General features: G+C 70.2%; 8 protein-coding genes. 5 read left to right on the top strand and 3 right to left on the bottom strand.

Going from position 1 to position 14,179, the window contains the following annotated elements:
* Window positions 1–127: 127 nt before the first annotated feature.
* The 3 genes from AB0L34_RS19460 (at window position 128) to AB0L34_RS19470 (ending at window position 4,720) form a co-directional block, all read left to right on the top strand.
* Window positions 128–3,883, top strand: a complete 3,756-nt coding sequence (locus AB0L34_RS19460) for a S8 family serine peptidase (RefSeq protein ID WP_363705741.1) — start codon at window positions 128–130, stop codon at window positions 3,881–3,883.
* Between the two features lie 349 nt (window positions 3,884–4,232).
* Entirely contained in the window at window positions 4,233–4,457 is a 225-nt protein-coding gene (locus tag AB0L34_RS19465; RefSeq protein ID WP_363705742.1) for a hypothetical protein, read from the top strand.
* Entirely contained in the window at window positions 4,454–4,720 is a 267-nt protein-coding gene (locus AB0L34_RS19470; RefSeq protein ID WP_363705743.1) for a hypothetical protein, read from the top strand. The genes AB0L34_RS19465 and AB0L34_RS19470 overlap by 4 nt, the downstream gene beginning before the upstream one ends.
* Window positions 4,721–4,966: 246 nt before the next feature.
* On the opposite strand, the gene AB0L34_RS19475 is transcribed toward AB0L34_RS19470, so the two are convergent.
* The 3 genes from AB0L34_RS19475 to AB0L34_RS19485 form a co-directional block, all read right to left on the bottom strand.
* Entirely contained in the window at window positions 4,967–6,340 is a 1,374-nt protein-coding gene (locus AB0L34_RS19475) for a PA domain-containing protein (RefSeq protein WP_363705744.1), read from the bottom strand.
* Entirely contained in the window at window positions 6,253–8,760 is a 2,508-nt protein-coding gene (locus tag AB0L34_RS19480) for a S8 family serine peptidase (RefSeq protein ID WP_363705745.1), read from the bottom strand. Before AB0L34_RS19480 ends, AB0L34_RS19475 begins: the two co-directional genes overlap by 88 nt.
* 117 nt (window positions 8,761–8,877) lie before the next feature.
* Entirely contained in the window at window positions 8,878–9,915 is a 1,038-nt protein-coding gene (locus tag AB0L34_RS19485; RefSeq protein ID WP_363705746.1) for a helix-turn-helix domain-containing protein, read from the bottom strand.
* Window positions 9,916–10,044: 129 nt separating this feature from the next.
* Between AB0L34_RS19485 and AB0L34_RS19490 the strand changes: the two genes are divergently transcribed.
* Both AB0L34_RS19490 and AB0L34_RS19495 read left to right on the top strand, forming a co-directional pair.
* Window positions 10,045–10,191 (top strand): hypothetical protein, encoded by a 147-nt coding sequence (locus tag AB0L34_RS19490; protein WP_363705747.1) that lies wholly within the window; start codon window positions 10,045–10,047, stop codon window positions 10,189–10,191.
* Window positions 10,192–10,393: 202 nt separating this feature from the next.
* Window positions 10,394–14,068 carry a S8 family serine peptidase gene (locus tag AB0L34_RS19495; RefSeq protein ID WP_363705748.1) on the top strand — a complete coding sequence of 1,225 codons (3,675 nt, stop codon included), beginning with the start codon at window positions 10,394–10,396 and terminating at the stop codon, window positions 14,066–14,068.
* The last annotated feature ends 111 nt before the right edge of the window (window positions 14,069–14,179 follow it).

Consider the following 14,179-nt stretch of genomic DNA (forward strand, 5'->3'; position numbering starts at 1 on the left):
CCCCCCGGACAACGACGGCTACGAAGCCCTGTAGGTCCCGATCCCCCCACCCCCGTCGAAAGGTGGTCGCCCCGTGCGAACCAACTCCCCGTCTCCCGGGCCGCAGTGGCCCCGACGCCTGACAGCGGTGTTCGCCGTCGGCGTTCTGGCCGGCTCACTCGCCGGCCCCGCGACCGCGAGTCCCCCCGAACCGGCCCGGGCCCAGCCGTCCCCCAGAGTCGTCGACTCCCACCAGATCACCTTGGTGACGGGGCGGACCATTACTGTCCAAACGCTCAGCAGCGGCTATCAGAACGCCATCGTCGAGCCTGGCCCGGACGGGGTCACGTCCAGCGTGCGTACGCTGGAGGTCGACGGTGACGTGTACGTCATTCCGGAGGAGGCCGACCCCTACCTGGCCAACGACCTTCTCGACCGTGAGCTGTTCAACGTCAGCAAGTTGGTGGAGTACGGGTACGACGACGCGAGTCGTGGTTCGGTGCCGCTGATCGCGACGTACACGGGTGCTCCGGCCAAATCCGAGAAGGCGTTGAAGCAGGTCAAAACTCCGGCTGGCGCTGCCCGTACGGCAGTGTTGTCGAGTGCGGACGCGGTCGCGTTGGATGCGGCCAAGAAGTCGGCGGCGACGTTCTGGGAAGCGGTCGACGACGACAGCGCCTCGGCCGCGACCAAGCCGAAGCTGGCCAATGGCATCGAGAAGTTGTGGCTGGACAAGCCGGTGAAGGTAGCGCTGGAGCAGAGCGTGCCGCAGATCGGTGCGCCGTCGCAGTGGGCTGCCGGTTTCGACGGCACCGGCATGAAGGTCGCCGTCCTGGACACCGGCGTCGACCAGGCGCACCCGGATGTGGCGTCGCGGTTGAAGCAGGTGAAGAACTTCACCGCTGATGAGAGCGCGCAAGACGGTCATGGCCACGGCACACACGTCGCATCGACGATCGCCGGGTCTGGCGCTGCTTCGGGTGGCAAGCACAAGGGTGTCGCCCCGGGTGCCGATCTGCTGATCGGCAAGGTGCTTAGCAATGCGGGCACGGGGCAGGAGTCGTGGATCATCGGTGGTATGCAGTGGGCTGCCGCCCAGGGCGCCGATGTGATCAACATGAGCCTGGGGTCGAACACGCCGGGTGACGACCGGGATCCGATGAGCACGGCGGTCAACCAGCTCACCGCCGAGACCGGTGCGCTGTTCGTCATCTCGGCGGGTAACACGGGTCCGGGTAAGCGGACGATCGGGTCGCCGGGCGTCGCCGACGCCGCTCTCACCGTTGGTGCGGTGGACAAGTCCGATGTCATCGCGGGTTTCTCCAGCCGGGGTCCGCGTCCGCGTGACAACGCGGTCAAGCCGGAGATTACGGCCCCGGGGGTGGGGATCGTGGCGGCTCGGGCCGCTGGCACCGCGATGGGCGGCGTGGTCGACGCCAACTACACGGCGGCGAGCGGCACCTCGATGGCGGCGCCGCACGTGGCCGGAGCTGCCGCGCTGGTCAAGCAGCAGCACCCGGACTGGACGGCCGACCGGATCAAGCAGACGCTGGTCGGCACCGCGAACCGTACGAAGAGGTACAGCGCTTACTGGCAGGGCGGTGGCCGGGTCGACGTGCCCAAGGCCGGTGCCAGCACGTTCTATGGCAGCCCGGCGGTGGTCAGCGTCGGTGCGGTTTCGGCGACCGATGCGCCGGTGGTCAGGCAGGCCGCCTTCGTCAACCCGACGGACGCTCCGATCACGCTGTCGTTGTCGCTCGTGGGACTGAACGAGTTCGGTGATCCCGCACCGGCTGAGATGTTCACCCTCGGGTCCACCACCGTCACCGTGGCGGCGGGTGCCCGGACCGAGGTGCCGGTGACGTTCACCGCGTCGGGTCCCTCGCTTCCGGGTGACTTCACCGCCGTGATCACCGCTGTCGCCAGTGATGGGACCACGGCCCGGGTCACGGTCGGTGCCACCAAGACGGTGCCCACCCACAAGCTGACCGTGACGGCGATCGGCCGCGACGGCGCTCTCCCAGCGCCGAGCGAGATCGACGCCTTCAATCTCGACACCGGCCAGTACTTCTCCGCCTACACCCGCGACGGCATCGCCACGCTCGCGATCCCGCCGGGCCGCTACTCGGTCATGACCTCCATCGAGACGCCGGACGCGGGCGGTCTGTTCACCGAAGACGCGGTCTTTGGTGGAAACCCGGAACTGACTGTCGCGGGCGACATGTCCCTGACCATCGATGGCCGGCAGGGCCAGGAGATCCGGTTCGAGACCCCGGAGCAGTCCGACCCGAACGGCTACAAGGTCGGCTACATGCGGAAGGGCGCCGGCGCCAGGGGCATGTCCAACACCATCGGCAGGACGAGCCCGATCTGGAAGCACATCTACGTCATCCCGACCGCGCCCGTCACCGTTGGTGAATTCGAGCTGGTCGTCGGACAGCGTCGGTATGCCCCGGTGATCCAGGCCTCGTACGACGAACGCGACGAACGCGACGGCCGTCGGGGCCGCCCGGGTGCCAGCATCCCCCTTTACCAGGTGGGCAACGCCGCCCGGCTGGACGGGCACCGGAAGCTGACCGCGGTGGCGATCGGTGCCGGGCGTCCCGAGGACGTCGCCGGTCGTACGGACATCGCCGGCAAGCTCGCCGTCATCACTCGGGACCGGACGCTGAAGGTCGCCGACCAGGTCGCGACCGCGGCCAGCGCCGGCGCGGCGGCTGCCGTCATCGTCAACGACATGCCCGGTGCCTTCATACAGAGCGTTCCAGGGCCCAGCATCACCGGCACCGCCATTCCGGCGTACACCCTGGCCCAGCCCGAGGGACAGGCTCTGCTTGCCCGGATCGCCGCCGGCAAGACGGTGATCAAGCTACGTGGCGTCGCTGTCAGCCCGGTCGTCTACAACGCGGTGTACACGTCGCCGGGGCAGATCCCCACCAGCCGGGTGGTCAAGTTGACCAGCGACAACTCCGCCATCTACGACACCGTCTTCCACGGTGCCAAGGGGACGATGGTCGGGGAGACCCAGACATATTTCCCGCGCTGGAGTAATACCGCGATCCAGATCCCGGACTGGTTCCCGGCGCAGACCCGCCGGCAGGAGTGGCTCACCGTTGCCCGAGACAGCGGGCTGCCGCCGGCGGACATCCTCTGGATGCAGTCGGCGTACCCAGTCGCGGGCAGCCTTTACAGCTACATGGACATACTGCGTGCCCACAAGCCGGGTGAGCGGGGCACCGAGACCTGGCTGGGCGCGGGCAGCGGACCGGCCTCGCCGTCGGCCGCCAGCGCTACTCGCGACGGTGACAAGCTGGCGCTGCACATCCAGGACACCAGCGACTCGGGCGAGGGCCACTTCGCCTGGCTCTTTGCCCCTGGTGACAAGGTGTCGTCCAAGGTCTACCGCAATGGGCAGCAGATTCACCAGGGTATGCAGTTAACCCAATTCGGGCCGATCACGACCATCCCGGAGGAGGCGACCTATCGGGTGACGCTGGACACGCAGAGCACCCGGTCGCCGTTGGCCACCTCGGTCAGCACGGCGTGGACGTTCAAGTCCGCCAACACGGCCAACGGGCCGGAGGCGCTGCCGCTGTTGTGGCCTCGATACGACTTCCGTACCGACCTGGCGAACACCGTACGCGGTGACCGTACGCACCACTTCGGCCTGGACCTGGTGTCCCAGCCCGGGGCGAAGATCGGTGAGATTCGTGGTGTGGAGGTCTCGGTCTCGGACGACGACGGCGTCACCTGGCGTCCGGCGACGGTCGAGTCCGAGGAGGACGGTTACCAGGTTGAGGTGCGCAACCCGAAGACCGGTTTCGTGTCCGTACGCATCAAGGCGTGGGACGCCAACAGCAACCAGGTCGAGCAGACGCTCATTCGGGCGTACGCCGTACGGTAGGAGGACCCTTGCGTGCCCCGGCCGGATCGGTTCCGGCCGGGGCACCCGGTGCCGGAAGCTCATCCGGCCGGTGTCCCACCCCGGCACAGCGGGGACCAGGCCGGGATGGCTGCGGCGGAGCGTGGCACCAGGTCACGAGGTGGGTGACCCACGCCCCAGCAGGCCGGGGTTGCCGCAGCGTGGATAGGGTGTCGCGCATGTCAGGGGCAGCTCAGCCGGCGGATCCGGCAGCCGCGTGCCCCCACCGGCTGCGCATCCACCTGCTCGGCGGGTTCCGGGTCGAGCGGGAAGGTGGCCGGTCCGCGGTTGAGCACTGGCGGCGTACCGGTGCCTGCACCGCGACCAGGCCATGGAGGCGCTGTGGCCGGACATGCCGTACGAGGCGACGCTGCGCAGTCTCCGGGTGACCCTGCACGCGGCGCGGCACGCCCTGGAACCTGAACTGGCACCACGCAGCCCGTCGGCGTACCTGCACACCGAGGGTGAGCTGATTCGCCTCGACCGGGACCTGATACTGATCGATGCCGACGAGGCCACGACCGTTGCCGCACACGCTCTTCCGTCGGCACGGTGAAGACCGTCGAGGTGCTGGCCTCGTACGACGGCGGCGCCACCTGGCGCGGCACGATCGTGGAGCCGGAGGACGGAGGCTTCCAGGTCGGTGTCCGCAACCCGGATTCCGGATTCGTATCACTGCGGATCAGGGCCCAGGACGACCGCGGCAACGCGGTGGAGCAAACCCTGATCAGGGCGTACGCGGTGCGCTGGACCGGCGTGAGGGAGCGGCCCGGGGCGATGTGGCCCCGGGCCGCTTCCCATCTCGCTGCGTTGCCATGATCGTCGTAGTGAGGGGCGCTCTGCGGGCCTTGATCGGACCCGGTCGTTTGCGCTGCTGGTGCCGCCGAAGTCGGCGGCCAGGTCCTGCGCCTCGGCACAGACCGTCAACCATCCCGCACTGCTCGGTTCGAGCGGAGGCCCGGCCAGCACTGCCGCGCCTGCCAGCCCAATAGACGCCGCAAACCGGATCGCCGGTGAGCGTCCCCGGTACCGCTCGGAGGACTGCTCACCGGCGAGCCGGTCACCTCAGCGCAGGGCGTACGCCCGCGTGATCTCCTGCGTGGTGCGGTTACCGGCGGCGTCCCAGGTCTCGATCTTCAGGGCGACGTAGCCGTCCGTGTCGTCGAGCTTGGGATGGCGAACGGTCACCTCGTGCCGCCCGTCCCCCGCCAGGCCGACGTGCTGTGCGGCCTGCCATGAGCCGCCCCCGTCAACGGAGGTCCAGACCTTCAGGCCGGCCACGCTCGCCGATCCGCTGTACCCGGCGGCCCGCTTGGTGGTCACCGTGAACTCGAAGGATTCCCCGCTGGGGGCCCGGTTGCGCCCGTCGACCGGAACGTCGTAGCCGACCAGGATCACCGGCAGCGCCGCGCAGGCCGCCGCCCCCGGGAACTGCGCCGTGCAGCCCGGCCCGCCGGGCCCGGTCGGCGCCTGGGAGCGGAAGGTCCACGCGGTGCGGCTGTGGGTGCCGAGTTCGATACCCGGGCCGAGTTTGCGGGTGAGGTCCCATTCGAGTCGATAGGTGGCCGGTTCCGCGACCAACAGATCGGCCGTCTTGGCGATCTGCTCCCCGTCGCGGTAGTAGCGTGCGGCCGAGGCCGTCACCCCTCCGCCGCCGGCGCTGTGGCTGGGGTCCGAGTCGGCGAACGGCGACGCGGCGAAGGTCATCTTCGTGTCGGTGCGGCAGTAGGAACACGCCGTGCCGGCGGTGCCCGGGTGGGCCGGTCCCCGCCACCAGTCCCGCGACACCCGCTCTCCGGCCCGGTACGACCTGGTCGGCTCACTCATGTACGGCGCGCCGACGAGGACCGAGCCGATGTTCTGCGAGTAGCGCCGATCCGCCGCCAGCACGTAGTCGCTGCGCGCGGCGGGAGCCTTGACGTAGTGCGCGGTGCGGAACGAGCCCGCCTCCCAGGGCAGCCAACTGTGCATGATCTCGTTGGCGAGCCGGTCGGTCACGTCGCTGTGGAACTCGTTGCGCAGCTCGGCGTAGTCGGCCTTCTGGGTCCGTACGGTCGGGTCGGCCGGCAGGACGCCGTCGAAGTTCAGCGGGACCGTGTAGGCGTACCGGCTCTCGCTGCGTCCGTTGAGCGCCACGGTGACCGGACCGCGGGCCAGCTGGTCGAGCAGCGCCTGCCCGTCCTCGTAGGTGGCGGCGACGACCGGGATCGTCACGCCGGTGTTGTGGAGGACTTGGGTCGCGCCGGGGGTGTCCCGGGTGACCAGCAGTCCGGCCGCGCCCTTCTCGACGGCGGTACGGACCAGCGTGCCGACGCTGAACGCCGAGGAGCGTGCCACGACGAGCTTGCCGGTCACGTCCTTGCCGGTGTAGTCGGCTGGTTGCCCGGTGCCGACGTCGACGGCCGACAGCCGCCGGGTGCCGTCGAACCGCAGCCCCACGACGGCGAGATCGTCCGTATCGTCATCGGCTCCGGCCGGACGATTTCGGTCTGTACCAGCGGTTCACGCAGGCCGATCGCGGCCGACAGGCGTACCGTGCCGTTGACCGGCCGAGCCGACGGGACGAGCCCGAGGCTCGTCTCGTCGTCGCCGGACACCCCGAAGACCCCGACCAGCGACACGCCGCCGTTGCTGCCGAGTCGCTGGAGGGTCAGCGAGAACCAGGAGTCGTCCAGCGGCCGGGTCTCGTCGGCGATGACGGGCTCGATGTCCTTGGCCTGCCGGGTGTCGATCGTGTGGGTCAGGTCCCCGGCCACCTCGAGCTCCGGCTCGGTGTAGAAGTCGATGGCCTTCTCCGCCCCACCGATCGGCTCGGCGGTCGTCACCAGCGCCTGCACGCTGTAGCGCCCGGAGGGCACCTTGGCGGTGTACCGGTCCTGGCCCAGCAGGACCTGCCCCCAGCCCAGCTTCTGCCCGGTGACCATGTCGGTGATGAGCAGCCGGGCGGTCTTCGGCGTCCGGCCGTAGCGGTCCTTGACGATGATCGTGAGGTCGTCGGTCGGCGGCGCCTTGACGTAGCCGACCGCGGTGGCGACGGTCGTGTCGCCGCTGGTCGCGGTCAGGTAGCCGTTGTACCGGCCGATTCCGCCGACCGTCGGGTCAACGGCGATCGTCACCGACGCCTGCCCGTCGGCGGGGACGGTGACCTGCTGCGCCGACAGGGTGACGGCACCGGCGGGCACCGCGTCGCCCCGGTCGAGGTTGAGGGCGAGGTCGAGGGTGACGTCCGAGGCGCCGTTGTTGGTGTACGTCACCGTACGGGTCACCGGAGGCGTCGGAACCTCGGCGTGCTCGACGGCGCCGAAGTCGGCGGTCGCCGGGGCGACGATGGTGCTGCCGAGGGCCCGGGTGAGGTCGACCCGGCCGGTGCCCTGCTGGTAGACGTTGTAGCCGGGTGCGGTCTTGGCGCTGCTGGCGAGGGCGTCCTTGATCTGTCGGCCGGTCCAGGTCGGGTAACGCTGCGCCATGATCGCCGCGGCGCCGGCGACGTGCGGCGTCGCCATCGAGGTGCCGCTCGCGGCGGTGTAGTGGGCGTCAACCGGGGTGCCCATCGAGGTGCCGGCGGCCCGAGCCGCGACGATGGCGACGCCGGGCGCGGTGACCTCGGGTTTGATCGCCCCGTCGATGACGCGTGGGCCCCGGCTGGAGAAGCCGGCGAGCTTGTCGCTCTTGTCGAACGCGCCGACCGTCAGTGCGCTGTCTGCCGTACCGGGGGTGGAGACGGTCGTGTCGCCCGGCCCGGCGTTGCCGGCAGCGATCACGAACAGCGCGCCGGACTCGGCGCTCAGTCGGTCGACGGCCTCCGTCATGGCGTCGGCCGGCGTGCTCGTCGCACCGCCGAGACTCATGCTGACGACCTTGGCGTTCTGGGCGACGGCCCATTCCATGCCCGCGATGATCCACGAAGCCTGGCCCGAGCCCGCGTTGCTCAGCACCTTGCCGACGACCAGGTCCGCGCCGGGAGCGACTCCCTTACGGCCACCGCCCGCGGCCGCGCCGGTGCCGGCGATGGTGGCCGCGACGTGGGTGCCGTGTCCCTGCCCGTCGACTGCCGTCTCGCCGGGTACGAAGCTCTGGGAGCTGGCGATTCGGCCGGCGACGTCGGGGTGGTTGGGGTCGATGCCGGTGTCGAGGACGGCGACCTTGACGCCCTTGCCGTCGTAGCCGGACTGCCAGGCGGCTGGTGCGCCCATCAGCGGCACACTGGTGTCGAGGGTGGCGTGGACCTTGCTGTCGAGCCAGACCTTCGTCACCGCCCTGCCCGGCGCCCGGAGCGCCTTGGCGGTGCGGTTGGGGTCGAGCGCGGTGAAGAAGCGGCCGGCGTCCTTCTTGGCCACCGTCACGCCGCTCGCGCCGATCCGGGGCAGGGCCATGGTCGCGTCGCTGGCCGGCAGCGCGTCCGCGCGGGCCGACAGCGGGCCGGCCGCCGGCCGGTCGCCGTAGGAGACGATCACCGGCAGGCGGTCGGTGTGGGCGTCGTCGTATTCCTGGGCGACCAGGTCGGTGACGTTGAACAGCGCCTTGTCCAGCAGGCCGGACGCGACGCCGCCGAGCGCCTGCTGCGGGTAGACGTACAGGTCGCCGTCGGGTGCGGTCTCGGTGTGGAACAGCGACTCGTTGCCGTCGGCGGGCTCCGCCGTCACCGACGTGCGACCGTCGGCGCCGGTGCTGACGGTGACCCGGTCGCCGGTCACCAGCGTGACGGTGGTGCTGGTCCCCGCGCCGGTGCCGAGCACAGGCGGCGGCGAGGCAGTTGCCGTCGGCGCGGCACTGGCGGGCACGGTAGCCGCGGCCAGCGACAGCGTGATGCCGGCGATGCCGGCGAGCCAGCCTCTGGGCCGGCTTCTACGTGGACGCATCTCGCTCCCTTCAGAGCATCGAATCAGGTGATCGAGATGCTCGCCCGCATGATCGGGAGCTATCAATATGAACCGGTGGCATGACCGAGCCATTGGCGCAGATGAGACACGATCTGCCTACTCCGCGTCGCCTTTCGGCGCTGACGTGCCGGGCAGGCGCGATCCATTGGCCCGCCATGAGGCGGTGACCCAGCCCAGTTGACCCGCCTGCCAGCCCAGCTGCATCCGAGAGGCGACACCGGCCCGGTCCATGAGCGCCTTGACGCGACGTACGACGGTGCGGCGCCCGAGGCCGAGCTGCCGTGCGATCGCTTCGTCGGTGAACCCGGTGAGCAGCAGCGTCAGCAGGACGGCGTCCTCGTCGGACAACGTCGCGTCCCCGGACGTCTCCAGCGGCAGCGCGTGCAACCACAGCATGTCGAAGTACGCCACGAGGGTGTCGAGCAGCGGAGACTGGTATATGAGCACCATCCCGTCCCGGGTCGCGAGTTGGTCATGGCTGACGGGCATCAGCGCGTACTCGCGGTCGACGATGGCGAGCTTGGTCGGCGCGCGGTCGAGCATCCGGGCCTGCTCGCCGAGTGCCACGTAGCGTCGTGCCTGCTCCAGGCCGCCGTGGTCCTCCAGGCCGCGTCGGTCGTAGATGGTCCGGTAGCGCACTCCGGCGGCGAGCTGCGTCTCCTGGGTGTGGTTGATCGGGACGGGGTCCAGGTACGGCGGGGCGTCGATGATCATTACCTCGTCGCGGGCCCGCCGCTGGATCTGCTCGAAGCGTTGGGTGACCGCATGACCGGGAATGAACTCGACGATGTCGGACTGGTCGCGTTGCCGGGGAGCGGTGCGGTAGCCGAGCGCCAGTTGTTGCAGCACGGCCCGGGCCTCGTGGAGTTCCCGCAAGCGGCGCAACAGCAGAACCTCGCCCGCGAGATCGGGTGGAGCTGCCGTGACCGCATCGGGTTCGTCGTCGTCGACGGCCAGCAGCCCGGCTGCGACGAGCCCGGAGAGTGCCGTCTCCACCTCCGGCGACGGCAACCCGACCACTGAGTAGAGGTCGGTGCGTGAGACGGTACGCGCCGGCGCCACGGCGGCGTAGACCCGAGCCTCATCCGGCCGCAGACCCAGCGCTTCCAACGACCCGGCATGAAGTTGATCCACAGGCACGCACTGTGACACGGCCGTCGGGCCGGGGGACAGGTTCCCGCCGGAACGTGGGGTGCGCGGCGGCAAAGTTGGGTCATCTGCCCAGTCGTCCGGTGACGAGTACGGCAACAACACTCGGCTGCCATGGAAACACCACCCGTCCGGCTGTCGGACGAGCCGGACCAGCAGCCTGAGCAGTCCCGGGCTTCCGCGCCGTCCACCACGCCGCCGCAGCCCACCGTCGGCGTGGACAGCGTTCCCCCGTACGACGACGGCTACGAAGCCCTGTAGGTCCTCATCCCGCACCCTCGTGGAAAGGTGGTCGCCCGTGCGAACCATCCCCCTGTCTCCCGGGCCGCGGTGGCCCCGGCGCCTGACGGCTGCGCTCGCCGTCGGTGTCCTGGCCGGCTCGGTCGCCGGCCCGGCCACCGCGTCCGCTGACCCAGCCACATCCGACGGCATTCGACCCGCCTCGGGTTCCGCGGACCCGATCGTGACAACCCGCAAGATCACCCTGGTCACCGGGCAGACCGTCGTGGTCCAGACCCTCGCCAGTGGTCGCCAGGACGCCACGGTCGAGCCAGGTCCGGGCGGCATCGCGCCCAACGTGCGTACGCTCCAGGTCGACGGTGATGTCTACGTCATCCCGGACGAGGCGGACCCCTACCTCGCCGCCGACCAGCTCGACCGTGAGCTGTTCAACGTCAGCAAGCTCGTGGAGTACGGGTACGACGACGCGCGGCGAGGGTCAGTGCCGTTGATCGCGACCTACGCGGGTGCTCCGGCCAAGTCCGAGAAGGCGTTGAAGCAGGTCCGGACCCCGGCCGGTGCGGCCCGTACCGCTGTCCTGCCCAGCGCGGACGCGGTCGCGTTCAACGCGACGAAGAAGTCGGCGGCGACGTTCTGGGAAGCGGTCGACGACGACAGCCCGGCGGCGACGACGGCCCCGAAGCTGGCCGACGGCATCAGCAAGTTGTGGCTCGACAAGCCGGTGCGAGCGGTGCTGGACCAGAGCGTGCCGCAGATCGGGGCGCCGTCGCAGTGGGCTGCCGGCTACGACGGCAAGGGGATGAAGGTCGCGGTCCTGGACACCGGCGTCGACCAGGCCCACCCGGATGTGGCGTCGCGGTTGTCGCAGGTGAAGAACTTCACCAGCGACCCGGACGCGGGAGACGGTCACGGACATGGCACGCACGTGGCCTCGACGATCGCCGGCACCGGTGCCGCCTCGGGCGGGAAGTACAAGGGTGTCGCCCCAGGGGCGGACCTGCTCATCGGCAAGGTGCTCAACAACGCGGGCACGGGCCAGCAGTCCTGGATCATCGGCGGCATGCAGTGGGCCGCCGCCCAGGGCGCCGACGTGATCAGCATGAGCCTCGGCTCCGACGCGCCGAGCGACGGCCAGGACCCGTTGAGCCAGGCGGTTGACGACCTCACCGCCGAGACCGGTGCGCTGTTCGTCATCGCGGCGGGAAACACCGGTCCGGGCAAGAAGACGATCGGGGCCCCCGGCGCCGCCGACGCGGCCCTGACCGTGGGCGCGGTGAACAAGAGCGACGACCTGGCGAGCTTCTCCAGCCGCGGGCCGCGCGCGGGTGACAACGCGGTCAAGCCGGAGATCACCGCGCCGGGCGTGGGGATCGTGGCCGCCCGGGCCGCCGGCACCTCCATGGGCACCGTTGTCGACGCCAACTACACCGCCGCCAACGGCACCTCCATGGCCACACCGCATGTCGCCGGAGCCGCCGCGCTGCTCAAGCAACGCCACCCCGACTGGTCAGCGGACCGCCTCAAGCAGGTGCTGATCAGCACCGCGAACCGCAGCAAGGCGTACACCGCCTTCCAGCAGGGTGGCGGGCGGGTCGACCTCGCCAGGGCCGGTGCCAGCACCTTCTACGGCAGCCCGGCCGTGGTCAGCGTGGGCGCGATATCGGAGGACGCCGCGCCCGTGGTCAAGAAGGCCGGGTTCGTCAACCCCACCGACGCGCCGCTCACTCTCTCGCTGTCGCTGACCGCGACCGGAGAGAACGGCGCGGCCGCTCCCGACGGGGTGTTCACCCTCGGCGCCACCAGCGTCACAGTCCCGGCGGGTGCCCGGGCTGAGGTGCCGGTGACGTTCAACCCCGGTGGCAGCGCACCTCGGGGCGACTACACGGCAGTGATCACCGCCGCCGCTGGCGACGGAGCCACGGTCCAGGTCACGGTCGGCGCGACCAGGACGACGCTGAGTCGCACGTTGACCGTCAACCTGATCGGCCGTGACGGCGCTCCCGCAGCGTTCGGCAGCGAAATCGACGTCTTCGACCTCGACAGCGGCCTGTACGCCGGCGCCTACACCTCGCAGCAGGGCACCGCCACGTTCCCGCTCCCGCCCGGTCGCTACTCGGTCATGGCCTTCATCGACACCCTCGACGAGGGCGGCGTGTACCTGACGGACGAGACCATGGGCGGAAATCCCGAGATGGTCATCAGTGCCGACACGACGATCACCATCGACGCCCGGCAGGGGCAGGAGGTCCGGTTCGAGACCCCGGAGGAGTCGGAGCCGATCGGCTACAAGGTCGGCTACATGCGGCAGGCCACCAACGGCAACGCCGTCGTCAACTTCCAGGGCAAGGCGAACCAGATCTGGAAGCACGTCTACATGATCCCGACCGCGCCGGTCACCATCGGGTACTTCGAACCGATCACCAGCGAGCGCCGATACGCTCCGATGATCCGGGCCTCGTACGACACCGGCGACGATGGCGACGAGCGGCGCGGCGGCGTGCCGGCCAGCATTCCGCTGCAGCAGGTGTTCAACGCCGCTCGGCTGGACGGAAACCGGGATCTGGTCGCGGTGGCGATCGGCGCGGGACGTCCCGAGGACGTCGCCGGCCGCACGGACATCGCCGGCAGGCTCGCGGTCATCACCCGGGACCGGGCACTGAAGTACGCCGACCAGATCGCCACCGCAGCCAGCGCGGGCGCGGCGGCAGCCGTCATCGTCAACGACGTGCCCGGCGCGTTCCCAGGCATCATTCCCGGGCCTATCAGCATGACCGGCACCACCATCCCCGCATACACCCTCAACCAGGCCGACGGTCAGGCGTTGCTCGGCCGGATCGCCGCCGGCCGGACCGTGATCAAACTCCGCGGCATCGCCGCCAGCCCGTACGTCTACAACATCGTGCACGCGACGCCGGGACAGATCTCCGCCAACACGGTAGCCAAGGTGAGCCGCGACAACTCCGCCATCTTCGACACCACCTTCCACGGCGCCAAGGGGACGCTGATCGGTGACACCCAGCCGTGGTACCGCTGGTACTACCCCGTCAGCGTCGAGGTGGTGGACTGGTTCCCGGCGCAGACCCGCCGGCAGGAGTGGTACTCCACCGGTGGTGCCGTCGGGCTGCCGCTGAAGGACGTCATGTGGATGCAGAAGGCGTTCGCGCAGCCGACGAACATCATCTACAACTACACCGACTCGCCGCGGTTCTACCGCCCGGGCGACGGGGGCACCGAGACCTGGCTCGGTACGGGCAGTGGTCCGGCCTCGCCGGGCGCCGCCAGCGCTACCCGGGACGGCGACACCCTGGCCCTGCACCTGCAGGAGTTCAGTGACTCCGGTGAGGGGCACTTCGCCTACCTCGCGGCTCGCGGCGACAGTACGTCGGCGAAGGTCTTCCGTGACGGACAGCAGATCGCGCAGCGCGCCCGGTTCCTGGCCAACAGCCCGATCACGACGACTCCGGACGAGGCCACCTACCGGGTCACGCTCGACACCGCGCAGGTCAGCTGGTCACCGTTGGCGACGTCGGTCAGCACGGCGTGGACGTTCACGTCCGGCCGTACCGACGGAAAGCAGGCCCTGCCGCTGTGGTGGCCCCGGTACGACTTCGGTGCCGACCCCGCGAACACGGTTCGTGGTGGCCTCAGCCATCACTTCGGCGTGGACCTCGTCTCCCAGGACGGGGCGAAGACCGGCGCCATCCAGGGGGTGCAGATCTCGGTCTCCGACGACGACGGCACCACCTGGCGACCGGCGGCGGTCACCGCCGACAAGGGCGCTTACACGGTGAAGCTGACCAACCCGAAGACCGGTTTCGTGTCCGTACGCATCAAGGCCTGGGACGCCAACGGCAACCAGGTCGAGCAGACCCTCATCCGGGCATACGCCGTGCGGTAGGACGAGTGCTCCGGGCGCGCCCGGCGGCTAGGGTGCGGGCGGGGCACACGGAGCAGCTGCGGCCCGGGTTGCACCCCCCACCGCGGGGCGGGACCGGGGCGGGTCGGGGGC

Source organism: Micromonospora sp. NPDC052213 (assembly GCF_040679695.1).
Taxonomy (GTDB): domain Bacteria; phylum Actinomycetota; class Actinomycetes; order Mycobacteriales; family Micromonosporaceae; genus Micromonospora.

Bases quoted from the DNA above. Each gene is read 5' to 3' on its own strand.
- AB0L34_RS19465 (WP_363705742.1), top strand. From the start codon at position 4,233: ATGGAGGCGCTGTGGCCGGACATGCCGTACGAGGCGACGCTGCGCAGT.
- AB0L34_RS19480 (WP_363705745.1), bottom strand. From the start codon at position 8,760: ATGCGTCCACGTAGAAGCCGGCCCAGAGGCTGGCTCGCCGGCATCGCC.
- AB0L34_RS19490 (WP_363705747.1), top strand. From the start codon at position 10,045: ATGGAAACACCACCCGTCCGGCTGTCGGACGAGCCGGACCAGCAGCCT.